The sequence below is a fragment of the Halodurantibacterium flavum genome (assembly GCF_042681825.1).
Classification (GTDB): Bacteria; Pseudomonadota; Alphaproteobacteria; order Rhodobacterales; family Rhodobacteraceae; genus Halodurantibacterium; species Halodurantibacterium flavum.
The window spans coordinates 62899-86090 of sequence record NZ_JBHUGH010000009.1 but is presented as its reverse complement, the minus strand read 5'-3'; the positions used below and the strand labels follow the sequence as shown (position 1 = coordinate 86090).

General features: G+C 67.7%; 23 protein-coding genes. 16 read left to right on the top strand and 7 right to left on the bottom strand.

Annotated elements, in window-relative coordinates; genetic code table 11:
* Nucleotides 1-202 precede the first annotated feature (202 nt).
* A complete protein-coding gene (locus tag ACFSGJ_RS11055) occupies nucleotides 203-823 on the top strand; it encodes an exopolysaccharide biosynthesis protein (RefSeq protein WP_390261504.1) in 621 nt (206 codons plus the stop codon).
* A gap of 243 nt (nucleotides 824-1066) precedes the next feature.
* Here the strand turns inward: ACFSGJ_RS11055 and modC are convergent, their stop codons facing one another.
* The 4 genes from modC to ACFSGJ_RS11035 form a co-directional block, all read right to left on the bottom strand.
* Complete coding sequence (gene modC / locus ACFSGJ_RS11050; protein WP_390261502.1) at nucleotides 1067-2173, bottom strand: molybdenum ABC transporter ATP-binding protein; 1107 nt, start codon at nucleotides 2171-2173, stop codon at nucleotides 1067-1069.
* Nucleotides 2170-2880: a molybdate ABC transporter permease subunit gene (modB, locus tag ACFSGJ_RS11045; protein ID WP_390261500.1), complete on the bottom strand. Its 711-nt coding sequence runs from the start codon at nucleotides 2878-2880 to the stop codon at nucleotides 2170-2172. Before modB ends, modC begins: the two co-directional genes overlap by 4 nt.
* 16 nt (nucleotides 2881-2896) lie before the next feature.
* On the bottom strand, nucleotides 2897-3676 hold the full coding sequence (gene modA / locus ACFSGJ_RS11040; RefSeq protein WP_390261498.1) for a molybdate ABC transporter substrate-binding protein: 780 nt from the start codon (nucleotides 3674-3676) through the stop codon (nucleotides 2897-2899).
* Nucleotides 3677-3740: 64 nt separating this feature from the next.
* Nucleotides 3741-4112: a winged helix-turn-helix domain-containing protein gene (locus ACFSGJ_RS11035; protein WP_390261496.1), complete on the bottom strand. Its 372-nt coding sequence runs from the start codon at nucleotides 4110-4112 to the stop codon at nucleotides 3741-3743.
* Between the two features lie 409 nt (nucleotides 4113-4521).
* Here ACFSGJ_RS11035 and ACFSGJ_RS11030 point away from each other — a divergent pair, with 409 nt between their 5' ends.
* The 8 genes from ACFSGJ_RS11030 to ACFSGJ_RS10995 all read left to right on the top strand — a co-directional run bounded on the left by ACFSGJ_RS11030 (nucleotide 4522) and on the right by ACFSGJ_RS10995 (nucleotide 11786).
* Nucleotides 4522-6417 carry a methyl-accepting chemotaxis protein gene (locus ACFSGJ_RS11030; protein WP_390261494.1) on the top strand — a complete coding sequence of 632 codons (1896 nt, stop codon included), beginning with the start codon at nucleotides 4522-4524 and terminating at the stop codon, nucleotides 6415-6417.
* A gap of 179 nt (nucleotides 6418-6596) precedes the next feature.
* Complete coding sequence (locus ACFSGJ_RS11025) at nucleotides 6597-6917, top strand: STAS domain-containing protein (protein WP_390261492.1); 321 nt, start codon at nucleotides 6597-6599, stop codon at nucleotides 6915-6917.
* Entirely contained in the window at nucleotides 6914-7285 is a 372-nt protein-coding gene (locus ACFSGJ_RS11020; protein WP_390261491.1) for a response regulator, read from the top strand. Before ACFSGJ_RS11025 ends, ACFSGJ_RS11020 begins: the two co-directional genes overlap by 4 nt.
* A gap of 7 nt (nucleotides 7286-7292) precedes the next feature.
* On the top strand, nucleotides 7293-9479 hold the full coding sequence (locus ACFSGJ_RS11015; RefSeq protein ID WP_390261490.1) for a chemotaxis protein CheA: 2187 nt from the start codon (nucleotides 7293-7295) through the stop codon (nucleotides 9477-9479).
* A 2-nt stretch (nucleotides 9480-9481) separates the two neighbouring features.
* On the top strand, nucleotides 9482-9946 hold the full coding sequence (locus ACFSGJ_RS11010) for a chemotaxis protein CheW (protein WP_390261489.1): 465 nt from the start codon (nucleotides 9482-9484) through the stop codon (nucleotides 9944-9946).
* A gap of 32 nt (nucleotides 9947-9978) precedes the next feature.
* The gene (locus ACFSGJ_RS11005; RefSeq protein ID WP_390261487.1) at nucleotides 9979-10821 is read left to right on the top strand and encodes a CheR family methyltransferase; all 843 of its coding nucleotides are present in this window, start codon (nucleotides 9979-9981) and stop codon (nucleotides 10819-10821) included.
* Between the two features lie 17 nt (nucleotides 10822-10838).
* Complete coding sequence (locus ACFSGJ_RS11000; protein ID WP_390261486.1) at nucleotides 10839-11225, top strand: response regulator; 387 nt, start codon at nucleotides 10839-10841, stop codon at nucleotides 11223-11225.
* Between the two features lie 12 nt (nucleotides 11226-11237).
* Nucleotides 11238-11786 carry a hypothetical protein gene (locus ACFSGJ_RS10995; RefSeq protein WP_390261484.1) on the top strand — a complete coding sequence of 183 codons (549 nt, stop codon included), beginning with the start codon at nucleotides 11238-11240 and terminating at the stop codon, nucleotides 11784-11786.
* Nucleotides 11787-12138: 352 nt separating this feature from the next.
* Here ACFSGJ_RS10995 and ACFSGJ_RS10990 read toward each other — a convergent pair whose 3' ends face one another.
* Nucleotides 12139-12651 carry a hypothetical protein gene (locus ACFSGJ_RS10990; protein WP_390261483.1) on the bottom strand — a complete coding sequence of 171 codons (513 nt, stop codon included), beginning with the start codon at nucleotides 12649-12651 and terminating at the stop codon, nucleotides 12139-12141.
* Between the two features lie 361 nt (nucleotides 12652-13012).
* Here ACFSGJ_RS10990 and ACFSGJ_RS10985 point away from each other — a divergent pair, with 361 nt between their 5' ends.
* From ACFSGJ_RS10985 to ACFSGJ_RS10975, 3 genes are all read left to right on the top strand, one after another.
* On the top strand, nucleotides 13013-13510 hold the full coding sequence (locus tag ACFSGJ_RS10985; protein WP_390261481.1) for a YciE/YciF ferroxidase family protein: 498 nt from the start codon (nucleotides 13013-13015) through the stop codon (nucleotides 13508-13510).
* A 265-nt stretch (nucleotides 13511-13775) separates the two neighbouring features.
* Entirely contained in the window at nucleotides 13776-15194 is a 1419-nt protein-coding gene (gene otsA / locus ACFSGJ_RS10980; protein ID WP_390261479.1) for an alpha,alpha-trehalose-phosphate synthase (UDP-forming), read from the top strand.
* Between the two features lie 147 nt (nucleotides 15195-15341).
* Nucleotides 15342-15536, top strand: coding sequence for a hypothetical protein (locus tag ACFSGJ_RS10975; RefSeq protein WP_390261478.1), 195 nt, complete (start codon nucleotides 15342-15344; stop codon nucleotides 15534-15536).
* Between the two features lie 439 nt (nucleotides 15537-15975).
* Here the strand turns inward: ACFSGJ_RS10975 and ACFSGJ_RS10970 are convergent, their stop codons facing one another.
* Nucleotides 15976-17250: a replication initiation protein gene (locus ACFSGJ_RS10970; RefSeq protein WP_390261476.1), complete on the bottom strand. Its 1275-nt coding sequence runs from the start codon at nucleotides 17248-17250 to the stop codon at nucleotides 15976-15978.
* A 576-nt stretch (nucleotides 17251-17826) separates the two neighbouring features.
* Here ACFSGJ_RS10970 and ACFSGJ_RS10965 point away from each other — a divergent pair.
* Complete coding sequence (locus ACFSGJ_RS10965) at nucleotides 17827-19209, top strand: AAA family ATPase (RefSeq protein WP_390261475.1); 1383 nt, start codon at nucleotides 17827-17829, stop codon at nucleotides 19207-19209.
* Entirely contained in the window at nucleotides 19202-20263 is a 1062-nt protein-coding gene (locus ACFSGJ_RS10960; RefSeq protein ID WP_390261473.1) for a ParB/RepB/Spo0J family partition protein, read from the top strand. Before ACFSGJ_RS10965 ends, ACFSGJ_RS10960 begins: the two co-directional genes overlap by 8 nt.
* Nucleotides 20264-21095: 832 nt before the next feature.
* Here ACFSGJ_RS10960 and ACFSGJ_RS10955 read toward each other — a convergent pair.
* Nucleotides 21096-22007: a LysR family transcriptional regulator gene (locus ACFSGJ_RS10955; protein ID WP_390261471.1), complete on the bottom strand. Its 912-nt coding sequence runs from the start codon at nucleotides 22005-22007 to the stop codon at nucleotides 21096-21098.
* 185 nt (nucleotides 22008-22192) lie between these two features.
* On the opposite strand from ACFSGJ_RS10955, the gene ACFSGJ_RS10950 reads away from it, so the two are divergent.
* Together ACFSGJ_RS10950 and ACFSGJ_RS10945 are read left to right on the top strand one after the other, a co-directional pair.
* Nucleotides 22193-22996 (top strand): S49 family peptidase, encoded by an 804-nt coding sequence (locus ACFSGJ_RS10950; protein WP_390261469.1) that lies wholly within the window; start codon nucleotides 22193-22195, stop codon nucleotides 22994-22996.
* Nucleotides 22997-23155 (top strand): hypothetical protein, encoded by a 159-nt coding sequence (locus ACFSGJ_RS10945; protein ID WP_390261468.1) that lies wholly within the window; start codon nucleotides 22997-22999, stop codon nucleotides 23153-23155. It begins immediately after the preceding gene.
* Nucleotides 23156-23192 lie beyond the last annotated feature (37 nt).

Here is a 23192-nt window from a genome sequence, read left to right as displayed (position 1 = left end):
AGACCGAAGGGGCAACTGAGGTAAAGATGAAGCAGCACCGAACCGGCTGGGCGCTGGTCACAGGGGGAAGAACCCTGCCCCCGTCGCCGTCAGAGTCACCGTCAGAACGGACGGTCAAGTCAGGGGATAACGCACGGTCCTTTTGTGGCTGGCCGGCCGCGCCCGCCGCGGAACCGTCGCGGGCCAGGCGGCTTTTCATTCCATGACCACGATCCATGACCCCGAACATCGCAATTCCCCGCCGCCGCCCCGCAGCCTGACGGATGTGTTCGACCGGGCCTGCACCGCGGCCACGGGGGAAAAGGTCACGCTGAACGACCTTGTCGAGGCGGTCGGCCCGGCCTCTCTCCCTGCGGTGCTGTTGCTGCCGGCCGTCGTGGTCGCGACGCCGCTCAGCGGAATTCCCGGGGTCTCCGGTTCGGGCGGGCTGATGATCGCGCTGGTCGGCAGCCAGATCGCCCTGGGCCGATCCCAGATATGGCTCCCGAAATGGCTCTTGTGCCGGGGGCTGCCGGCGCGGCGGGTGCGGGGGGTGCTCCACCGCTTTCACCGCGTCGCGGAATGGCTGGACGGCGCGGTCCATCGCCGTCTGCCTGCAGCTGCGAGCGGGCTTGTGCGGCGCATGATCGGCGGGTTTTGCGCGGTTCTCGGTCTCGCGATGCCGCTGCTTGAGTTCATCCCCTTCACCTCCTCCATCGCCGCTGCGATCGTCGCCGTGCTGGCCCTGGCGCTTCTTGTGCGGGATGGTCTCGTGGCGCTTGCCGTGCCGGCGCTGGGACTTCTCGCGCTGGCGCTCCTGTTCGGTCCCGGCTGGCCCACATGATATGACGGGATATGACTGGCCGGCAATCGGACGCCGCCGGTGCAGGACGCGGGCAACCGCGCCACGCTTCACCCCGACCTGCCTGGCACCGCAAGAGCTTCCGGCAATCGCAAGCTTCACCGTGGGCGGCGAACAGCTGTTCTTTCCCGGCGCGGCCCGCGAAGGATGAAAGGCGTGGCGCCCGGGTTCGCGACGCCATGGCGGCGGGGACGGCGGGCCATTTCTCACGCTCGGCGACTGGCTTCAATCCCGGCTGAGGCTCAGCGGCCCCGCGCCCTTGCCGACGTCCTCCGGGGCGACGGCGATGGACTTGAGGATCGCGTGGCAGGTCTGCCCGGGTGCCAGACCCAGCGCCGCGACAGAGCGTTGGGTGACCCGGGCGACCAGGCGCTCCTCACCCACCGCCAGCACAACCCGGGCGGCAGGGCCGCGGCCGGGCTGGATTTCCACGATCGTCCCGCGCAGGATGTTCAGCGCCGACAGACCCGCCGGGGCCGCGCGCGACAGGATGACTTCGTTCGCGGCGATCCGCACCCGGATCATGGCACCGGGGATCTCGGGCACGCGGGGCAGATGCAACGGCCCCGCAGCGGTCCGGAGTTCGCTCAGCCCGTCCTCGTGATGCGCCACGACGCGCGCGCGCAGAACCGAGGCGACCTCGCGCACGCCGACGGCGGTCACATCGCCCAGCACCCGTTCAGGCGGCCCGATGGCCGCAACCCGCCCCCCTCGCAACGCGATGACCGTCGTCGCCAGCCGCGCCACCTCCGCCGAGGAATGGCTGACATAGAGAACGGGCACCGAGACCTCGTCGCGCAGCCGCTCGAAATAGGGGAGGATCTCGGCCTTGCGCGCCTCGTCGAGCGCGGCCAGCGGCTCGTCCGCCAAAATCAGACGTGGCGCAGCCAGAAGCGCCCGGCCGATGGCGACGCGCTGTTTCTCGCCGCCCGACAGCGCGCCGGGGCGGCGGGTCAGCAAATGGCCGATGCCGAGCAGTTCCACCACGCATTCCGGACTTTCGCGCCGCGCGCCGCGGGGCGCGAACCAGCGGCCATAGAGCAGGTTCTGCCGCACCGTCAGATGCGGAAACAGCCGTCCTTCCTGAAACACATAACCGATCCTTCGACGATGGGCCGGCAGGAAGCGCCGGGATGCGGTGTCCAGAAGAACCCAGTCATCCACCGCAATCCGGCCCGCATCGGGGCGCAGCAGCCCCGCGACGGCATTGACCAGCGTGGTCTTGCCCGATCCGGACGGTCCGAACAGGACGGTCACGCCCGGCGGCGCCTCGACATCGACGTCGAGCGTGAAGCCGGCAAAGCGGTGACGAACCGAAAGCCCGAGCGTCATGATCCCGCCACCACCTTTGCCACACGGCGGGCGACGAACTCCGACAGCAGCAGTGCCGCCATGGCGATGACGATCGCGATGATCACGAGGCGGCCCGCAGCCTCCTGTCCGCCGGGCACCTGCAGGAAGGTGTAGATGGCCGAGGGGATGGTCCGGGTCTGACCGGGAATGTTCGACACGAAGGTGATGGTGGCGCCGAATTCGCCGACCGCCTTGGCAAAGGCGAGGATCGCGCCAGCGATGACGCCGGGCAGGATCAGCGGCAGCGTGACGGTCAGGAACACCCAGGCCCGCGAGGCGCCGAGCGTCGCGGCCGCAGCCTCCAGCTTCGGGTCGACGGCCTCGATGGCCAGCCGGATCGCGCGGACCATCAGCGGAAAGGCCATCACCGCGGCCGCCACTGCCGCGCCCGTCCAGCGAAAGGACAGGACGATTCCGAACCACTGGTCGAGGAACTGACCCACGGCGCCCCGCCGACCCAGCACGATCAGCAGCAGATAGCCCGTTACCACCGGCGGCAGGATCAGCGGCAGATGCACCAGCCCGTTCAGCACCTGCTTGCCGGGAAACTCCCACCGCGCCAGCACATAGGCCGTCAGGATCCCCAGCGGCAGGCTGGCCAGCGTGGCCCAGAGCGAGACGCGGATCGACAGCCGCACCGCTGCCCACTCCGCCGGGCCCAGCCAGTTCGCCCAGTCAATGCCCATCAGATCCCGCCCCGCATCAATCGAGAACGCTGAAACCGGACTCCTGCCAGATCGCGCGGGCGGTGTCGGACGTCATGAAGTCGAGGAAAGTGGCAGCGACCCCGCTGTCGCTCTGCGCGGTGATCGCTGCGGGATAGGCGATCGGGGCATGGCTGCCTTCGGGAAAGGTGCCGATGACGGTGACGTTGTCCTCCACCGCTGCATCGGTCGCATAGACGATCCCGAGCGGCGCCTCGCCCCGTGCCACGAGGGCCAGCGCGGCGCGTACGTTGTCGGATTGCGCGACCCGGGGCTCCACGTCATCCCAAAGCCCGAGCGAGGTCAGCGCCGCCTTGCCATAGACGCCGGCGGGAACCGCCTCGACCAGCGCCATCGACAGCCGGCCACCATCCAGCATCCCCGCCAGATCCAGCCTCTCGTCCATGGTCACCGGCGGCACATCCGGGCCATGGGCGATCAGCACCAGCCTGTTGCCCAGAATGTCGCGGCGGGTGTCGGCCCGCAGGCCGCCTGACGCTTCGACGGCATCCATCCAGTCGGTGCTTGCCAAGACGAGGAGATCCGCCGGCGCGCCTTCCTGAACCTGCCGCGCCAGCGCCGAAGACCCGGCATAGGACATGACGGCGGTGTGCCCGGTTTCGGCCGTCCAGGCCGCGGCAACCTGGTCCAGCGCGTTGGTCAGGCTCGCCGCGGCAAACACAAGTACCTCATCCGCAGCCGCCGGGAAGGGGGTCACACCCGGAACCACGGCGGCAAGAAGGGCGAGAGCGGCCCGACGGGCCAACGGCGATGACATGCGAGGCTCCCGGAAGATATGTTTCTTCGAACATATCGGCGAAGCAGAAGTTCAGTGGCAAGCGTTATTTTTCCCTGGGAATATCCTTCAGGCGGGATCGCAGCGCGTCAAGTGGCCCGGCCCCCGCTTCGGCGGCCTCACGCTCGAAGGCACGATAGAGTTGGAGCACCTCACGCCCCGCCTCGGTCAGTGCCGCCCCTCCCCCGTTCGGACCGCCGCGCGTGCTCTCGACCACCGGCGAGCGGAACATCGCATTCAGCGTCCCTACGAGTTCCCAGGCGCGCTTGTAGCTCATCCCCATCTCACGCCCGGCAGCGGCAATCGAACCGCAGCGGTCGATCCGCTCGAGCAGATCGGCCTTGCCGGGGCCGATCATCTCATCCTCGCCAAAGACGATCCGGATGCGCAGTCGGGGGCGACAGGTTTCGTTCTCCATGACGGCACAATCAATCCTCCGCCCGCGACTTGCAAGCGGGCCAGGCCGAGCATCAGGGTGCGGCGCCATGCGGACCTGTGAAACCTGGCAGCCTTTACCGGCTATCATCCCAAGGCGGATAAGGCGGTGTCCCGATCAAGGCATCACAGTGTCGTCCGCAGGCGCAGGTCGTCGATCTGGCTCTGCCTGTCGTCTTGCACGATCTCGCCGAGGATGGACAGCCATTCCCCGGATCGACGCCGTTTCTCCTGCAGGTTTCGATCATCGCGGCGATGGCGTATCCCTTCGCGCGGTTCCCTGCGCCGGCTGTTAACGATGGTTCCAATTCCCTGGCGCAAATCAAGATTTCATTAAGTCTGCCGCATGTAGCGTCCCGCACTCGATTGGTTCCCGAGTGCGGAGATTTTGGATGCGACGCCTTACACGAATTCCCCTGACGACAAAGCTCGTCGGCCTCTCTTCCGGTCTGATCCTGCTGGTTGCGGGCATCCTGACCGTCGCGCTGGTAAATTCGTCCAGCCAGAACCTCGAACGGCAGACGATGCAGATGCAGCAGGTGGCGCTGCGCGTGCTGGCCAATACCTTCCGGATGGATGGCAACGACATCCGCCTGCGCTTCGGGCCGGACGGCGCGCTGGCCGATGCGATCTGGGACGACATCCCCGAGGCTGTCACCGATCACGCGCTGATCGACCTCGTGGGCCAGCTTACGGGCACGACCGCCACGCTTTTCGCATGGGATGCAGGCCAGGGGGAATTCGTCCGGCGCACCACCAATATCAAGGCCGCCGACGGCGCCCGGGCGGTGGGCACCGTTCTCGGCAGCGCCGGGCCCGTCCACGCCGCCATGCTGCGCGGCCAGACCTATAGCGGCGAGGCGACGATCCTCGGCAACCCCTACCTCACCATCTATCACCCGATCCGATCCGAGGCGGGGCAGATCAACGGGCTTTTCTATGTCGGGATCCCGCGCGCGGCCCTCGATGCCGCGATGCGTCAGGCCCTGAACGAGGCGCTGATGGTGACGGCGGCGCTGGTCCTGCTCGGCTCGCTCGCCGCGTGGTTCTGCGTCAAGTCGGCGCTGCGACCCCTGCGTCAGGTCACGTCCGCCGTGGCCGAGATCGGCGCCCGGAACTACACGGTGGATGTGCCCGGTCAGGCGCTCAACGACGAAATCGGGGCGGTCGCCCGCAATCTGGCAACCTTCCGCGACCAGCTGGCCGAGGCCGCCGCGCAAGAGCGTCAGGCCGAGCGTCGCCGTGCGGAGCAGGAGCGTGTTGTGCGGGATCTGACCTCGGGGCTCGGGCGTCTGTCCCGGGGCGATCTGACCGGCGGGATCGAGAGCCCGGCCGATGACCCCTTCCCGGCCGAGTACGAGACGCTGCGCCTCACCTTCAACGAGCTTGTGTCGAGCCTCAACACCATGGTCCTGACCATCACCGAAAGCGCCCAGGGCGTGCGCAGCGGCGCCGACGAGATCGCGCAGGTCTCGCAGGATCTCTCCTCCCGCGCCGAGACCCAGGCCGCGACGCTCGAACAGTCCGCCGCGGCGCTCAACCAGCTCACCGAGAGCGTGCGCGCCACCGCCGAAAAGGCCGCCCAGGCCGACCGCGCCACGATCGAGAACCGGCGCGAGGCCGAGGCCGGCGGCGCCGTCGTGCGCGAGGCCGTGACCGCGATGCGCCAGATCGAGAAATCGAGCGAGCAGATCACCCGCATCATCGGCGTGATCGACGATATCAGCTTCCAGACCAACCTTCTGGCGCTGAACGCGGGCGTCGAGGCCGCGCGGGCGGGCGAGGCCGGGCGCGGCTTTGCCGTCGTCGCCTCGGAGGTGCGGGCGCTGGCGCAGCGTGCCTCGGGATCGGCCAAGGAGATCAAGGACCTGATCTCGCAAAGCTCGCAGCAGGTCGAGGAAGGCAGCGCCCTGGTCAGCCGCACCGGCAGCAGCCTCGAGGATATCCTGCGCCGCGTCTCCGAGGTCTCGGCGCTGGTCTCCGAGATCGCGGCGGCGGCGACCGAGCAGGCCAAGGGGCTGGCCGAGGTCAATACCGGCGTCACCCAGATCGACGTGGTGACCCAGCAGAACGCCGCGGTGGCCGAGGAATCGACCGCCGCCGCAAGCTCGCTCCTGAGCGAGGCGCAGCAACTGGCCCAGGCGCTCTCGGGCTTCCGCACCAGCGGCGGAAAACCCGCAACCCCCGCCCGCGCCGCCCCCGTCACCCAACTCCGCCACGCACCCCAACCCCAACCCCAGCGCGCCGCAGCCGCAGGTGGGGGCGGGGCCGGGTGGAGCGACTTCTGACACGCGCCGGCGCGGGACAGCACCGGCGGCCTATCCCCCCGGTTCGCTCAAATCCGAACCACTTCGCGGGCGGCGAACCGGGGGCACCCCACAGGGTGTAACGGATTCTTAAATGGGGGGCCTTACCAACAAGGCATCGGTTTGCAGTCATCCATTCAAGTGAAAGATCGGGGCGCGTCATGTCCGGAACTACAGATCAGCCTTCACCCACACCCGAGACCGCCGCACCCAGACGCCTGACCTTGCCGGAACGTCTGGACCTCAACGCAGCCGAGGAACTGGCAGAGGCGCTGGAACATCTGCGCGAAAACGCGCTGGAACTCGACGCCTCCGGGGTCCGCCATCTCAGCGCGCTCTGCCTCCAGGTCCTGATCGCCGCGCGCCGTCAATGGACGCAGGACGGCGTCGGCCTCAGCCTCGTGGCCCCTTCCGGGGCGTTTTCCGCCGGGCTCCAGCGCCTCGGCCTCAGCAACGACTTCTTCCAGGAGGAAACCGCATGACCGTTCGCGTTCTCGCAGTGGACGATTCTCGCACGATGCGCGGCCTGCTCGACCAGGCCCTGCGCGAGGCTGGCTTTGCCGTGCGCCTGGCCGAGGACGGGCTCGACGGTCTCGACCGCCTGAAAGAGGAAATTCCCGACATCGTCATCACCGATATCAACATGCCCCGGCTGGACGGATTCGGCTTCATCGAGGCCGTGCGCAAGGAACGCGACTATCGCGGCCTGCCGATCCTTGTCCTGACCACCGAAAGCGCCCCCGAACTCAAGGCCCGCGCCCGGGATGCCGGCGCGACCGGCTGGATCGTCAAGCCCTTCGACGAACGCAAGCTGGTCGCCGCGATCCAGCGCGTCACCGCGACCCTGTGAGGCAGAGATGAGCACAAACGATATCCGCGAAGGCTTCTTCCTCGAATGCGAGGACCTGCTCGAGGCCGTGTCCGACGGCTTTGGCGCCATGGGCCGCGGCCAGCGCGACAAGGATACGCTGAACGCGGTCTTTCGCGCCGTCCACTCGATCAAGGGCGGGGCCGGCGCCTTCAAGCTCAATGAGCTTGTCGATTTCGCGCATCAGTTCGAAAGCGTGCTGGACGCCGTGCGGGCCGAGAAACTCGCCGTCGATGATGCGGTCCTGCGCCTCTTTCATCGCGCCGGCGACCGGCTTGCCGACCTCGTCGCGGCGGCCCGCGACGGTATTCCCGTCGATGCCGATGACAGCGCCCCGCTCGCGGCCGAACTCGCGGCCCTGGTCGATGACGACAGCGGCGCCGCGGATGAGGCCGCAGCGAGCTTTGTCCCCGTCACCTTCTCGCTCGACCTGCCCGGCGCAGGCGACGACGCGACCGATCCGCTCGCGGCCTTCGTGGCCCCTGTCCCGGCCGCGACACAATATGTAATCTCCTTCGCGCCCAACGGTGCGCTCTATGCGACCGGGAACGAACCGGGCCTTCTTTTTCAGGCGCTTGGCGCGCTTGGCGATCTGACCGTCACCGCAGAATCCGAGACCGTCCCGCCGCTCAGCGATCTCGAATGGGATCGCGGCTACCTGACCTGGACGCTGACCCTCACGACCGAGGCGGGCGAAGGGGAGATCCGCGAGATCTTCGATTTCGTCGACGGCCTCTGCCAGCTGGAAATCCTCCAGGCCGATCCTCCGGCCGCAGGTGCGCCCGCGAACCCCTCCGAGCCCGGCGAATCCCCCGTCCCTTTTGTGCCGCCGGTGCAGGCCATGGGTCCTGACATGGATGTACCGGCCGAAACCCCGCCGCAGGTCAAACCCGTCGTCCCCGTGGCACAGGCAACGCCGCAGACCGAGGCCCCGTCCCCCGCAGCCGACAATACCCCCGTGCAGCAGCGCGCCACGATCCGGGTCGATCTGGAACGCGTGGACCGGCTCATCAACCTCGTGGGTGAGCTTGTGATTAATCAGGCCATGCTCACCCAGTCGATTTCCGAGGTGCGCCTTGCGCCCGGCAACCGGGTCGAGGCCTCGCTCGACCAGCTCAAGCGCCTGTCGAGCGAGGTTCAGGAACGGATCATGGCGATCCGCGCCCAGCCGATCAAACCGCTGTTCCAGCGCATGTCGCGCATCGTGCGCGAGGCCGGTCAGGCCGCCGGCAAGACTGTCCAGTTCGAGGCCCTGGGCGAATCCACCGAGGTCGACAAGACGGTGATCGAGCGGCTGGGTGACCCGCTGACGCATATGATCCGCAACGCTGTCGATCACGGGATCGAACCGCCCGAGGTCCGCATCGCCGCCGGCAAGCCCCCTACCGGCACCGTCACCCTGATCGCCGCGCACCGGTCGGGGCGCGTCATCATCGAACTCACCGATGACGGCGCCGGGATCAACCGCCCCCGCGTGCGCGAGCTTGCCATCGCCAAGGGCCTGATCCCGGAGGACAAGGAACTCACCGACAGCGAAATCGACGGGCTTCTGTTCCTGCCCGGCTTTTCCACCAAGACCGAGGTGTCGAACCTCTCGGGCCGCGGCGTCGGCATGGATGTCGTCAAAAGCGAGATCCAGAGCCTGGGCGGTCGCGTCACCCTCGCCTCGCGCCCCGGCCAGGGCACCACGGTGACCATCAGCCTGCCCCTCACCCTCGCGGTGCTCGAAGGAATGGTGGTCGAGACCCATGGCGAAACGCTCGTCCTGCCGACCACAGCCCTGCGCGAGGCCGTGCAGGCCGATCCCGGCAATATCCACAGCATCGGGACCGAGGGGCTCTTTCTCTCGATCCGGGGCGGCTACATCCCGATCTTCGATCTGGGGGAGCGGCTGGGCTTTCAGGAAAACACGGCGCAGGCCGACAAACGGGTCCTGCTTCTCCTGGAAACCAGCGCCGGAAACCGCAGCGCCCTTGCCGTGGACCGGGTGATCGACCAGCGTGAGGTCGTCATCAAGGGGCTCGAAGGAAATTACGGACATATCCCCGGCATCGCCGCCGCCACGATCCTTGGCGATGGCCGTATCGCGCTGATCCTCGACGCCGACGAACTTGTCGCCCGGCGCGAACCCGAACCCGAAACCTCCCATCTCCGTCTCGTCGCCACAGGAGCCTGACCATGACCATCGCCGAGGCAATCAAAGTCGAACAGCGCGAAATCGTCTCCTTCCGCGTCGCCGGGCAGGATTTCTGCATCGATATCGGCTCGGTGCGCGAGATCCGCGGCTGGACATCGACCACCGTCCTGCCCCATGCGCCCGATTACATCCGTGGCGTGATGAACCTGCGCGGCGCCGTGCTGCCGGTGGTCGATCTTTCGGCGCGGCTCGGCTTTGCCCCGGCCGAGCCGACCGAACGGCATGCGGTCATCATCGTAACGATCGGCAGCCGCACCGTCGGCCTTCTGGTCGACGCGGTGTCGGACATCCTCAGCGCTCCGGGCGAGGATTTCAAGCCCACCCCCGATGTCGTCGCCGACCCCGCCAAGGCCTTTGTCGAGGCGGTCCTGTCGGTCGAGGACCGGCTGATCCGCCTGATCGAGCTTGACCGCGTCATGCCGCACAATCTGGGCGCCGTGAAGTGAACACCGCCGCCCCTCCCCTTCAGACGCCGCCCATGTCGCGGGCTGAGTTCGGCCGGATCGCCAAGCTCGTCTATTCGGAATCCGGTATCGTCCTGCCCGACAGCAAGCAGCCGCTCGTCGTGTCACGCCTGTCGAAACGGCTCCGGGTGCTCGGCCTCGGCAGCTTTTCCGATTACGTCCAACTGGTTGAGGGCGCGCAGGGCCAGGATGAACGCGGCTGCATGATTTCGGCGCTGACGACCAATGTCACCCGCTTCCTGCGCGAGATCCACCATTTCGAACAGCTCAGGCAAGAGGTCCTGCCCCCCCTGATCGCCGAGGCACGGCGGGGGCGGCGCGTCCGGATCTGGTCCGCCGGCTGCTCGACCGGTGAGGAGCCCTACAGTATCGCCTTCACCCTGCTCGACGCCTGCCCCGAGGCCGCGCGCCTCGACATCAAGATCCTCGCGACCGATATCGACCCCGAGGTGATCGCGACCGCGCAGCGGGGCATCTATCCGGCACAGGCGCTCTCGCCCCTGCCGCCCGCGACGCTGGGAAAATACCTCCAGCCGCGCGGGGCCGGCCAGCATGAGGTGACGGAAGCCGTGCGCGAGCTTCTCTCCTTCCGGGTGCTGAACCTGCTTGCGCAATGGCCGTTCCGGGGTCCGTTCGACGTGATCTTCTGCCGCAATGTCGTGATCTACCTGGACGCCGAGACGAAAGAGACGCTGTGGCAACGCTATGCCTCGGTCCTCGCGCCCGGCGGCTACCTTTTCATCGGCCATTCCGAACGGGTTTCCGCCACCGCCATGGGATATTTCCAGACCGCCGGCGTCACCGCCTACCGCCGCAGCGGGGCGGGCCAGCCCGGCCCGGCCACCGCCCCACATTAAAGAATGAAGGATCAGTCATGTCGTTGAAAAACAGTCTCCGGATCATGGTGGTCGACGATATGTCGGTCAGCCGCGCCCTGATCACGCAGGCGCTCGATGAAATCGGCATCCCGAACTATCAGACCGCGAATGACGGCAAGATGGCGCTGGGGATGCTGGCGGCGAACCCTGTGCATCTGGTCGTGTCCGATTTCAACATGCCCGGTCTCGACGGCCTCCAATTGCTCGAGGCGCTGCGCATGAACAAGGCCACGCAGCGGATCGGCTTCATCCTGATCACCGGGCGCGCCGACAAGGAGGTGATCGAGCGCGGGCAAAAGCTCGCCATGAACAACTTCCTGAAAAAGCCCTTTACCTCCGACCAGATGCGGCAATGTATCGAACAGGTCGTGGGCAAGCTCTGATCGATGCGCGCCTTGACCGATACGCCCGGGCCGCCCGGGCCTGACGGGGCCGCCGCTGAACCGCGCCTGACCGAAACCCCCGAACCACCCTTGCCCGGCTGCGACGCCAAGGCGTTGCTGCAGCGCCTCTCGGACGAGATGACCACGCTCGCGCGCGAGGCAGAGCGTCTCGACGCGTTTGCCGGCGGCCTCTTCGCGGCACCGGCCACTGCCATGCACCAGGGGCCCACGCAAGGGAAGGACATTCAGGACGGAACGCCCGCGGAAACGGCACCGGCCGTGCAGAGTGTCAGCGGCGTCCCCACGGAACCCGACGGCCCTCCGGGCGGGCGGGCGCCCGGCGCGGCAACGGCTGAATGGCAACGTCTCGACCTTCTGCGTCAGACTGCGCAGGATCTTGCGCTGGTGCTGCAGCATCTGGCGGACAGTCTTCCCCACGGTCTGCCGGTGGATGCGGAACCGGCACTGCGGCGGTTCCAGCTCCATGCCCTCGCCGCACGTCTGCGCGGGTCGGACACCGAGGCGCCGGCCGAAGCGGGGGTCGCGGATTTCTTCATCTGAGCCTGGCTCAAGGATGCCCAGGACAACATCTCAGGGACATCCCGGCACCGCCTAAACCGCCTTGAACCGCGAAGCTGCGTCAGGGAAAGAGTGGGCAAGAAGGCGGTAAGGTGCAGATGCAGGTGCCCGGCATGAGCCTTGGTCAACCCAGCGCGGGCGGCGTCGACAAGCGCCGGACGGCGCAGAGGCATCCCACCGGGCGCGCCACCCTCTCGGGCAACAGCTTCCGGGCAGCCTTACTCTCGGCGGGGCGTGTCAAGGCAACCTGCTCCCGCCATCGTCTCTCCGCAGCGCCCGGATCGTCCCGACCTACCCGGTCTTGCCGAGCCTCTAGCGCCACATCTGCCGGACCTTACCCGCCGGGGCGTCCGGGGCGCCTCGCGCCTGCCCCGCGCGCCTCACGCCGCATCGAGCTTGCCGCGCTGATCCCGCCAAGCGCGAGGCCGGCGCCCAGCCCGGCCAGCCCCGCGACCACGGCGCCGCGCGACAGCGCATGTTCCCATCCGGGGGTGAGCCGTCGCGGCATCAGCCCGTAATCCACCGCCCCCGCGATACCGGCCATCGCCATGCCGCCCATCGCCAGCTCCCGCGGCGTCTTTTCCCGACCATTCGCAGCCCAGAGCCCGTAGAACAGCCCCCAGAACATTGCCGAGAGATGCTGCGTCGCCGCGCCCAGCCCCGTATGCCGCAGGTCGATCCCGTCGCGCCGCCCCGCTTTGGCGCCCCAGAGCCAGTGGCTCGTCCCATTCAGCGGCGCGGCGACTCCCCTGCCCTCCATCCGGGCAGCCACCATCAGCACGGCGGTCGACAGCAGGCTCCCCATGATCCCGCTCCGCAGCACAAATCCCATACTGTTCCGCATCATCCACCTTCCTTTCGCATCGTTCATCAGTCGTCCCGACTGACCTCATTCCGCCTGCGGCATCCAAATCTGCGCGGGGCGTCCGGGCGCGGCCCCTTGCCCCATCCGACGCTTCGATCACCCTAAAGGCACAACGAAATTCGCAACGACGATGAGGCCTCGGGCCACCTCCCGAACCCCGCCGCCCTTCGTCCCGCGGATCTCGCCCGAACCACCAAGCGCCGTCAGCCCCCAACCGCCGCGGCCCGGACCCTGTTCCCGCCCGGGGCGAAGCTTCGCCGCCCCGCAACCTGCCCTTGGAACAAAGCCCCCCTGGCCACGGTTCAGCAGGCATACCCGAAACGCTCAAGATCGGAGCAACGTGATGAAACAGAAAACGCTCGAAGACCTCTTTCAGGACGGTCTGCGCGACATCTATTATGCCGAAAAGAAAATCCTCCGCGCGCTCAACAAGATGAAGCGTGGCGCCGCCTCGGATGACGCCAAGGCCGCCTTCGAGGCCCATCATGAGGAAACCCAGGGCCAGATCGAGCGGCTGGAGCAGATTTTCGAGATGCTCGACAAGCGTCCGCGCGGCAAGACCTGCCCCGCGATCGACGGCATCATCGAGGAAGGCGATGAAATCCTTGACGAATTCAAGGGCGCCCCGGCGCTTGATGCGGGTCTGATCGGCGCAGCTCAGGCAGTCGAGCACTATGAGATCGCCCGCTACGGCACGCTGAAACGCTGGGCCGGCACGCTTGGCATGACCGATGCCGTGAAACTTCTCGACGCGACCCTGCAAGAGGAATACGCGACCGACGAAAAGCTCAGCAAGCTGGCCGACAGCGACGCGAACCAGCACGCGATCGCTGCGGAATAAGCCTGACGGAGCTTCAATACCGACCGCCCCGCCCCCGGGGCGGTCTTCGCATATCCCCCCTTTCCCGCAGCAGGGGTGGACCTTTCGCCCGCGCTCTGCTTTTTTGGCGCAAACCCCGATTTCAGGCGCCATGGCCCGAAGGGACGCATGTCTTGCGTCCTCTGCCCGCGCCGACCCGAAAAGGAGCGACCATGACCGCCACCCTTCAAGGCCTCCCCGCCGAAACCGATCCTGAAACCGATCCCCGTCAGACCGGTCCCCGGGCATGAGCAGGCTGATCGTCGTCTCGAACCGCGTCCCCCTGCCCGACCGCAATGGCCAGCCCCCGGCGGGCGGGCTTGCGGTGGCGGTGCATTCGGCGCTCAAGGCCAATGGCGGCATCTGGATGGGCTGGACCGGCGAGACGGTCGAGGAGGAACCCGGTCCCCCGACCGTGCGCGAGGACGGGGCGATCTCCTACGTTCTCACCGATCTGACCCAGCGCGACGTCGATGAATATTACAACGGTTTCGCCAACCGCGTGCTCTGGCCGATCTTTCACATGCGGCTCGATCTGGCGGAATATGCGCGCCGCGAGATGGCCGGTTATTTCCGGGTCAACCGGCTCTTTGCCGACCGGCTCGTGCCGATGCTGCAACCCGATGACGTGATCTGGGTGCATGACTACCACCTGATCCCGCTGGCGGATGAGCTGCGCAAGCGCGGCGTCCGGAACCGGATCGGCTATTTCCTCCATATCCCCTGGCCGCCCGCCGATATCCTCTTTGCGATGCCGATCTATGACACGATCCTGCGCGCGCTTTCGGCCTATGACCTGATCGGCTTTCAGACCGATTACGATCTTGAGAACTTCATCGGCTGCCTGCAACGCGACGGGGCGGGCGATACCCTGCGCGCCGCCGACGGGCGGCAGGTGACGATCGGCAACAATACCGGTGCCGGGGCCAGGATTGCCGCCTATGGGCGCGAATTCGCGGCGGCGGCCTTTCCCATCGGCATCGACACGGCGGGGTTCGAACGTCTCTCGGCCAAGGTCGCGACGCGCGAGCCTGTTCAGGCCATGCGGCAGAGCCTCGGCGGCCGCGCCCTCATCATCGGGGTCGACCGGCTCGATTATTCCAAGGGGATCCAGCAGCGGATCGACGCCTATGAGCGGTTTCTGGAAAACAACCCCGCCGACCGGGGCCGCGTGACGATGCTGCAGGTCGCGCCGAAATCGCGATCCGAAGTGCCGGAATACAAGGCGATGCAGGATGCCGTCGCCACCCAATGCGGGCAGGTGAACGGGCGGCACGGCACGATCGACTGGGTGCCGATCCGCTATGTGAACCGGTCCCTGACGCGCGGCCTTCTGGCCGGGCTCTACCGCGAGGCGCGGGTGGGCCTTGTGACGCCCCTGCGGGACGGGATGAACCTTGTCGCGAAAGAGTTCGTGGCGGCGCAGGACCCGGCCGATCCGGGTGTGCTGGTGCTGTCGCGCTTTGCAGGCGCGGCGCGCGAGCTTGCGGGCGGGGCGGTCTTTTGCAACCCCTATGACACCGAACAGACCGCCTCTGCCATCGGCCAGGCACTCTCGATGCCGCTGGAGGAACGCCAGCGTCGCTGGGAACGCATGATCGCCCGCCTGCGTGATTATGACGTCGCTCATTGGTGCCGCGACTATCTCGGCGCGCTGCGGGCCTGACGCCGCGCGCCCGCGGGCAGAGCGCCCCGCCGCGACCCGCGGGAGCCTCATGGCCGGCCCCTGCCCCTTTGCCGGTCCCGGGTCCCCTACCCCGGGGCTCGCACGGGCGTTCAGTCCCGCGATATCGTTCTCCTTCCGCAGTCCAGCATGCCTTCCGCAGTCCAGCGTGCCTTCCGCAGCCCGCGCACCCTCAGCCCGCTGCTGCGCAAGGGCCTTCATCCTGACGCCGGCGTCATCGCCCGCCCTTCGCGCCACCTACAGGCTGCCGAAATGGTATTTCGCCGCGACGCTGATGCGAAAATCCTTCCGTCATCGACTGAAATCACCCTGAAAACCACATGAATTTGCGTTAGATCGGACCGGTTTCCTGCCTCGCATCGCGAGCGTTGGCCGCCGCGTGACGCTTTTACCAGCCTGTCACGTTCCGCGCCGTCTCGCCCGCCCGGCGAACGGTGCCCAGCCCCTTGCATCGCGCCCCGATCCCGTAGTCAGCCCTCTCCTGCCCCTCCTTTCATCCGGTTGCCCGGAAGCGGCTGCCGGTTCGCCCGCACCCGGAAAACCTATCCCGCACCCCTAGAACGCCCCGACTGCCGCGACGTGATTCCACCGCGACACCTGACTCAGCCTATCCAGGCGGCCTTAACAGAAGGTTTCCACCCACCGGGAACAGGGCCCGACCTCATGGGAACACCAATCTCCGACCAGGCTGCCACACCTCGGCGGTACGTCCTGAGTATGGGCGCTCACCTACTTCCTGTGCAAAATCCGGCAATTCTGCGCATTAACCCTGCCCCTCCGCCAGATCGTCGAATATCCCCGGCTCCATCTCCTCCCAGAAGGCAAAGATCGCCCGGGCATTCAGCGTGCTGGCCCAGCCGTGGCGGCGAAATTCCTCCCGGTCGAAGTCGCTCGCGATGCGGCTCAGGAACAGGCGCCGGTCGGCATCCCGCTGGGTGGGGTTTCGCCGCGAAACCGCGGCCTCGACGGCGGCAAAGCGGGCCCGCCGCGACCGCCGCTCCGCCTCGCGGGCGGCCTCCTCGGCCTCGGCCCGGCGCCGCGCCTCCTCGCGCGCGGCAGCGGCGGCCAGCGCCTCGGCCGAAGGCTCGGTCGCGGGAACCTCATAACCCCCTTCCAGCGCCGCCCGCAGATAGCCGACCGGGCTGCGGACCCCCGCCTGCCCCGCCACATAGTCGAGCTTTTCGGCGATTGCCGCCTCGCCATGTTCGGAAATCCACTGCCGCGCCAGCCGGTCCGAGACCCCCAGCGCCTGCAGCCGGGCATAGACCTCTCCGCCCCGCAGCGCCGCGTCGTCGTCGATCTCGAACATGGCCAGCTGCTTGTTCTCGCGGATGCGAAAGCGGATATCGGTGATCGTCCGGCCCTTCTTGGCGAATTCCGGCGTGATCTCGATATTCGAGGTGCGGTTGACCTCTTCGACGGCGGGCTTGATGACCTTGGCGTTCAGATGCTTGAAGGTCTCGTAATAGGCGCTGCCATCGACCCCCATCAGCCGGCGGAACAGGTCGAGCGGCCACCACCCCGTGCTGCCGGTCCGCACGAAGCGATAGCAGTTCTCATAGAGCGCGAGCCCGTGCCCCGAGGAAAACCGCCGCTGGATATTGAGGTTGATGAGCGCGAAGACCCGCGGGTCATGCAGCTTTTCCGCCAGCGCGGGCGAATAGGCATATTCGCAGATCCCGCCCTTCAGCTTGGCATAGGAGAGGAGCGAGCTCACCCCCCATTCCTGCCGCCCCTTGTCATCGAGCATGTCCCATTCGGCGACCGTCTCGGCGAGCCCCCGCAGCGCATCGCGCAGCGTCGCCACGTCGTTCGAATTGTAGCCGATCATCAGGCAGAGCGTGCGCGCGTCGATCTGGTGGCGCGGCTGGCTGATCAGCGTGTCATAGGCATTGAGCAAAAGCACGTTCGACAGCTTGCGCTGGAGAAGCGTCAGCTTGCCCGAGACATGGATCGCGGCCACGTTCTTCTTGACCGAGGCACGCCGCAGCGCCCCGGTCAGCCGTTCCGTCGGAATATCGTCCGGCGCCGCCCGCATGGTCTTGCCCTTTCCGTCATCCGGTCTTGCGCCGGATTCTCTGCCCGTCTTCTTTGCTCGCCCGGATTCTCTCGACCCGGTGACTCGGCGGAAGTATCCGTCAAAAGGCGCCTCGCCGCAACCCTCGCCCGGGTGCCTCAGCGCGCTGGCGCCGGATGCCGCAGGGACGGCACAGACCCATCCCGTAGATGGGAACCTCAACCCCGGCCGAGGCGGTAAACCTGTCCACCGCCTGCATAATCCCGGAATCGGGCGCCCCCGGGCACGGCGGCGGGCGCCTCTTGTCCCGCATCCGGCGACCTCAGGGCCCGGAATCGGCACCCTTTCGCCCCGGAACCGGGCGCTCATATACCCGCAAGCCGTTGCGACAGAACGATAATCGAGAGCCAAAGACTCTTAAATCCTCTAAAGGAAATAAACGCTTTGCGGCTTCTGTCTTCCTTCGATAGTCAGAATTTCAGATGGGCGTTGCGGTGTAACCCTCACGGGCCGGCGAAAATCCCGGTTCCTCTCCTTTCCATGATGTGCGATCCTTCGGACGATAACGCGCGATGAAACGCACATCAGGCAAGGCATATGGCACGCAAGGTCGACTCCCCTCCCCTTCCCCCGCATCTCGGTCTCGATCCCGCCAAGGCGGCGGACAAGCTCGGGCCGCCCGTCGACACCTCCCGCTTTGCCAAGGCGGCGGCCTTTTGCAGCCGGGGCCGCGACGATCTGGCCCGGCGCGGCTATGCGCCTGACGGGACCAAGCGCCTGCGCCGCTTTTCCATATGGGAGATCACGCGCTACATGATCCCGGTGGCGGCGGCTCATCTGCGCCGGGTGCTCAACGCCCATCCCGGCCTGCCCCAGGGCGTGCCCGAGGGTGGCAGCCGCTATTTCACGCTGGAAGAGGTCCTGACGCTCCGCGATCATTTCGCCCGTGAGGGCTCGGCCGCCAAACCCTACCGTCCCTGGCGCCCCGAGGGCCTGCCGGCCAAGGTCGTGGCGATCGCGAATTTCAAGGGCGGCTCGGGCAAGACGACGACTTGCGCGCATCTGGCCATGGCGGCGGCGCTCGATGGCTACCGCGTGCTCGCCATCGACCTCGACAGCCAGGGCTCGCTCACCTCGCTCTTTGGCGGGCGGGTCGAGGATGAATGGCAGACGGTCTTTCCGGTCATCGCCCGCGACTATGCCGAGGCGGTCGAGGCCGAGAACCGGGTCCGCGCGGCGCAGGGCGCGGCGCCCCTTCCGCTGGACGAGACGCTGACCGAGGCGCTCCGGGTTTCGCCGCGAAACCTGATCCGCCCGACCCATTGGCCGAATATCGACCTGATCGGGGCGCAGCTGAACCTCTACTGGGCCGAGTTCCAGATCCCGGTCTGGCGGATGGCCCTGCGGGGCTGGCCGCTCTGGGATGCGCTGGGGAACTTCCTGAACAATTCCGGGGTGCTCGACGATTATGACATCGTGCTGCTGGATACCCCGCCGGCCCTTGGCTATCTGACGATCAACTCGCTCGCCGCGGCGGATATCCTGCTCGTGCCGCTCGGGGCGTCGTTTCTGGAATTCGACTCGACGGGGCGGTTTTTCGACATGCTCTATTCGACCTTCGCCAGCATCGAGGAGGGCGAGAATGCGGGCCGCCGGGCCGCCGGACTGGACGAGGTGCGGTTCGAATGGGACGTGGTGCGGGCCATCGTGACGCGCTTCGATTCCGCCCAGCAGACCGACCTTGCCAATGTGATCCAGGCCTATTTCGGCGACTTCATGAATGCCTACCGGCAAGAGGTCACGGCGCTGGTGGGGCAGGCGGGTGAGCAGGTGAACGGCATCTATGAGGCCGACCCGCGCGACTTCAACCGCGAGACCTATCTGCGGGGCCGCGAGGCCTTTGACCGCACCTATGCGGAGTTCAAGGAATTGTTGCTGGGCGCCTGGTGGCGCGATGAACAGGAGAGGAAGAATGGCTAAGCGTCGTCGTCTGGACGCCCCCACGCCCGCCGATCTGGCGGATCTGGAAACCGGGTTCGAGGCGCGGCCCGTATCGGGATTTGTCGCCCCCATCGCGCAGGTCGCGGCCGAGACCGCCCGTGCGGCGGACCCTTTGCCCGCGGATGACCGGGCGGCGGCGGCGGGGGCCGATGCGCTGCGCCGGGCCGAGGCCGAGGGGCGGCTGATCCTCGACCTGCCGCTCGATGCGGTGGTGGCCGAGCATCTGGTGCGCGACCGGATGGTCGTGTCCGGGGCCGAGATGGAGGAGCTCAAGACCTCGCTGCGGCTTCACGGGCAGCGGCTGCCCATCGAGGTGGTCGATCTGGGGCAGGGGCGCTTTGGCCTCGTCTCGGGCTGGCGGCGGCTGACGGCCCTGCGGGCCTTGGCCGAGACCGGCGGGACAGGGACGGTCAAGGCGCTGGTCCGGGCCGGCTGGGCCACGGGGGCCTCTTATGTCGCGATGGTCGAGGAGAATGAGCAGCGCGAACAGCTTTCACCCTATGAACGGGGGCGGATCGCGGTGGTCGCGGCCGATCAGGGGGCCTTCCCCTCGACCGAGGCGGCGGTGGATACGATCTTCGGTTCGGCCTCAAAAGCCAAGCGGTCCAAGATCCGGTCCTTTGCGCTGGTCCATGAAGAGCTTGGCGACATGCTGAGCTTTCCCGCCGACCTGTCTGAACGGGCGGGGCTGCGGATCGCGCAGGCCCTGCGGCTCGGTTTCGCGGCGAAACTGCGCGAGGCGCTGGCGAGCGGCATGGGGGTGGATGCGGCCACCGAGATGGCGGTGATGGAGCCGGTGCTGGCCGAGGCGGAGCAGGTCACGCGTGAGCCGTCGCGCGGGGGGCGTCCCCGTCAGGCGCCCCGGCGCGGCACCCCTATGCGGGATGGCAAGATCGATCTGGCCAATGGCGTCACGATGGAGCGGGTCGCCCATGATGACGGCTACTCGATCCGGCTGCGGGGCAGGGTGGTCGATGCCGAGATGGTCGACACGGTCATGCGGGAGATCGAGCGGCTGCTGGAGCCGATCTGAGGCACCCGTTTGCGGGGGCCGGCCGTATCCCCGCGGCGCGGCGGTCGGCTCGCTTGGCAAAAGTCTCTTAACCTATTGAAATGACGCGAATTCGGCCCCCCAAGAGTTGGGGGCCGTTCCTGTTTCGCGGGTTGCGCCGGTTGTCCCGTGGCAACTTGAAAGGAGCGCGGGCAGGACCCGGGGGCGGGGCGGGGGATGCGTCCTGCATATGGGTGCCTTTTCACCGGCGCCGGGGCGGTTTCGGCGGGGTCGGTCGGTAAAGGAACCCGGATACGGGGTGGTTCGCCCGCCCGAAGCACGCCCCGGAAACGGATGCCTTTCACCTCTGGTCCCTTTCATGTGCGCGGAACGGGGGCTGATCCCGCAGGGGACGGATACGGAGGGAGGGGGGAAATAGACGCCCCGAAAGCGGGTGCCTTTGCGAGCGGGCCTTGCCGCCCTTAGGGGCGCGGATCGGGGCCGGATCGACATCGGAGCGGGCCGGCCCTGCGCAGAAAGGAGCGGGGGCAGGGGAGGGGGCGTTCGCTTCGGGCTGCAACGACGGGACGGGCGGCCCGTCCTGAAAATGGATACCTTTCGAACAGGCACGTTCTAAGTGGTCGGCGCCAACGATCTGCGGGGCCGGGGCCTCGGGGGTGGGGTGGACAGGCTTGTCCTTGACCCGTCGCCCCGACCAAGTGTCAGCGGCATGCGCGCATCGGGGGCCGCAGGGCGGAACGGCGAACCGTCCGTGCCATCCGTCTGGCGTATCAGCAGCAGCCTGACCGCCATGCGCTGCGCAACCCAGGTTCCGCAAAGCCGGTCGAACCGTGAAGCGGCCCGCCGGATGCCGTTAGCGGCTGCCCCCCGGGGCCTTGCCACCGTCGAGATCCGGGAGCCGCCGCGCCGCATCGAGCAGCGCCGCGATCACCGGCGTATGCGGTTCGCGTTCCGGTGTGATCAGCCCCACCGGGTGGCGCGCGGACGGATCGTCGATCGGCACCGCCACGAGGCGCGGACCGGTCAGAAGCTCTGCCATGCGCGAGGGCAGGACGCTCGCCCAGTCGCCGGTCGCCACATGGGCGGCCAGCGTGATGACCGAGTTCGATTCAATCCGCGCCCGCGCCTCGACGCCGGCCCCGTTCATGTGGTGGTTGAGGATGCGGCGGTTCTGCATGTCGGGCGTCAGCAGGCAAAGCGGCAGGCGCGCGACCTCGGCCCAGCTTGTGCGCGCGGCGCCCGCAAGGGGGTGGCCGGGCGCAACCAGCAGGCCATAGCTTTCGTGAAAGAGCGGTACCCGCGTCACGCGGCCCAGCGGCTCATTCTCCAGATAGGTAATGCCCGCATCGAGTTCGAGCCGGTCGAGCGCCGTCAGGATTTCATGCGAACTGCGCGACAGGATCGTCAGATGCACGTTCGGATGGCGCGCGGCAAAGCCCGCCGTCAGATCTACGATCATCGACAGCGCCGTGGGAATGACCCCGATCCGGAGGTTGCCGGCAAGCCCCTGCCGGGCGGCGCGCATTTCCTCGCGCAGGGTGCGGGCGTCGGCCACGATCCGCAGCGCCCATTCCAGCACGCGTTGCCCCTCGGGCGTCAGGCCCTGGAACCGCGACCCGCGCCAGACAAGCTGCACGCCCAGCTGATCCTCAAGCTGCCGGATCGCGCCCGAGAGCGAGGGCTGCGTCACGCCGCAGACCTCGGCCGCGCGGCCAAAGTGACGCTCGTTCGCGAGGGCGATGAACATTTCCAGCTTGTCGATCATGCGGCATCCCTATCACAGGACAGTCCTATCACGGCGCGCGGACGGCGCCACCTGTGGCGTGCCGGAACCTGGGCCAGTACCCGAGCTCGAACCTGGGCCAGAAGCCGAGCCCAAACCTGCAAACGGGGCAGGGAACTTTCCACCGGGAGCTTGTTCCGGCGCGGGGGGCGGGCTACATGCCGCGCATGACACGTTTCATACCCTTTGTGAAATCCCCGCCGCGCGTCGCGGTCCTGCGGCTGGCCGGCACCATCGCGAGCGGCGGGCGCCCCGGCAGTTCGCTGAACGATGCGGGCCTTGCGCCGATGATCGAGCGCGCCTTTCGCCGGGGCCGTCCCAGCGCGGTCGCGCTGATCCTGAATTCGCCGGGGGGTGCGCCGGTGCAGACCGCGCTTATCGCCGGGCGCATCCGGCGGCTGGCCACGGAACGCAAGATCCCCGTCCATGCCTTTGTGGAGGATATGGCGGCCTCGGGCGGCTATTGGCTGGCCACGGCGGCGGATGACATCTGGATCGACGAAAGCTCGATCGTTGGGTCGATCGGAGTGATCTCGGCGGGGTTCGGGTTTCAGGACCTGATCAGCCGCGTCGGTGTCGAACGGCGGGTGCATACGGCGGGCGGGTCGAAAAGTTTCATGGACCCGTTCCGCCCCGAAAAGCCCGAGGATATCGAGCGGCTGCACCGCCTGCTCGGCCCGATCCACGAGGCGTTCAAGGCGCAGGTGCGGGAACGGCGCGGCGCGCGGCTGGCCGAGGGCGTAGACCTTTTCACCGGCGATATCTGGGTCGGGCGGCAGGCGGTCGAGATGGGCCTTGCGGACGGCATCGCCCATCCGGTGCCCAAGCTGAAGGAGCTTTACGGCCCCAAGGTCCGGCTGATCCCCTATGTGCAGCGGCGGCCGTTTCTGGCGCGGTTCGGGGCGCAGGCACTGGCCGGCGCCGTCGACGCGGCCGAGGAACGCGCGCTCTGGTCGCGCTACGGGCTCTGAATGCTGGTCAGGGCCGCGACGTTTCTTCTGATCTTCATGATGGTGATCGGCATCTGGGGCCGGGGCCGGGCGGCAGGGCGTGCCCGGCGGATCGCCCGGGCGCGGCGCATCATGGACAAGGTGCGGCTGCCGGGCGCGCGGCCGCGGGATGACCTGTGACAGGGTTCGGCAAGGCGGCGCCGCGGGCGCGGGCCTT

Coding starts and splice junctions, on each gene's coding strand:
- ACFSGJ_RS11010 (WP_390261489.1), top strand. CDS start 9,482: ATGACCATCGCCGAGGCAATCAAAGTCGAACAGCGCGAAATCGTCTCC.
- ACFSGJ_RS11000 (WP_390261486.1), top strand. CDS start 10,839: ATGTCGTTGAAAAACAGTCTCCGGATCATGGTGGTCGACGATATGTCG.
- ACFSGJ_RS10985 (WP_390261481.1), top strand. CDS start 13,013: ATGAAACAGAAAACGCTCGAAGACCTCTTTCAGGACGGTCTGCGCGAC.
- modB (WP_390261500.1), bottom strand. CDS start 2,880: ATGGGCATTGACTGGGCGAACTGGCTGGGCCCGGCGGAGTGGGCAGCG.
- ACFSGJ_RS10945 (WP_390261468.1), top strand. CDS start 22,997: ATGCTGGTCAGGGCCGCGACGTTTCTTCTGATCTTCATGATGGTGATC.
- modA (WP_390261498.1), bottom strand. CDS start 3,676: ATGTCATCGCCGTTGGCCCGTCGGGCCGCTCTCGCCCTTCTTGCCGCC.
- ACFSGJ_RS11015 (WP_390261490.1), top strand. CDS start 7,293: ATGAGCACAAACGATATCCGCGAAGGCTTCTTCCTCGAATGCGAGGAC.
- ACFSGJ_RS10970 (WP_390261476.1), bottom strand. CDS start 17,250: ATGCGGGCGGCGCCGGACGATATTCCGACGGAACGGCTGACCGGGGCG.
- ACFSGJ_RS10965 (WP_390261475.1), top strand. CDS start 17,827: ATGGCACGCAAGGTCGACTCCCCTCCCCTTCCCCCGCATCTCGGTCTC.
- ACFSGJ_RS10990 (WP_390261483.1), bottom strand. CDS start 12,651: ATGATGCGGAACAGTATGGGATTTGTGCTGCGGAGCGGGATCATGGGG.
- ACFSGJ_RS11005 (WP_390261487.1), top strand. CDS start 9,979: ATGTCGCGGGCTGAGTTCGGCCGGATCGCCAAGCTCGTCTATTCGGAA.
- ACFSGJ_RS10955 (WP_390261471.1), bottom strand. CDS start 22,007: ATGATCGACAAGCTGGAAATGTTCATCGCCCTCGCGAACGAGCGTCAC.
- ACFSGJ_RS10975 (WP_390261478.1), top strand. CDS start 15,342: ATGCCTTCCGCAGTCCAGCGTGCCTTCCGCAGCCCGCGCACCCTCAGC.
- ACFSGJ_RS11020 (WP_390261491.1), top strand. CDS start 6,914: ATGACCGTTCGCGTTCTCGCAGTGGACGATTCTCGCACGATGCGCGGC.
- ACFSGJ_RS11030 (WP_390261494.1), top strand. CDS start 4,522: ATGCGACGCCTTACACGAATTCCCCTGACGACAAAGCTCGTCGGCCTC.
- ACFSGJ_RS11055 (WP_390261504.1), top strand. CDS start 203: ATGACCACGATCCATGACCCCGAACATCGCAATTCCCCGCCGCCGCCC.
- ACFSGJ_RS10960 (WP_390261473.1), top strand. CDS start 19,202: ATGGCTAAGCGTCGTCGTCTGGACGCCCCCACGCCCGCCGATCTGGCG.
- modC (WP_390261502.1), bottom strand. CDS start 2,173: ATGACGCTCGGGCTTTCGGTTCGTCACCGCTTTGCCGGCTTCACGCTC.
- ACFSGJ_RS11035 (WP_390261496.1), bottom strand. CDS start 4,112: ATGGAGAACGAAACCTGTCGCCCCCGACTGCGCATCCGGATCGTCTTT.
- ACFSGJ_RS10950 (WP_390261469.1), top strand. CDS start 22,193: ATGACACGTTTCATACCCTTTGTGAAATCCCCGCCGCGCGTCGCGGTC.
- otsA (WP_390261479.1), top strand. CDS start 13,776: ATGAGCAGGCTGATCGTCGTCTCGAACCGCGTCCCCCTGCCCGACCGC.
- ACFSGJ_RS11025 (WP_390261492.1), top strand. CDS start 6,597: ATGTCCGGAACTACAGATCAGCCTTCACCCACACCCGAGACCGCCGCA.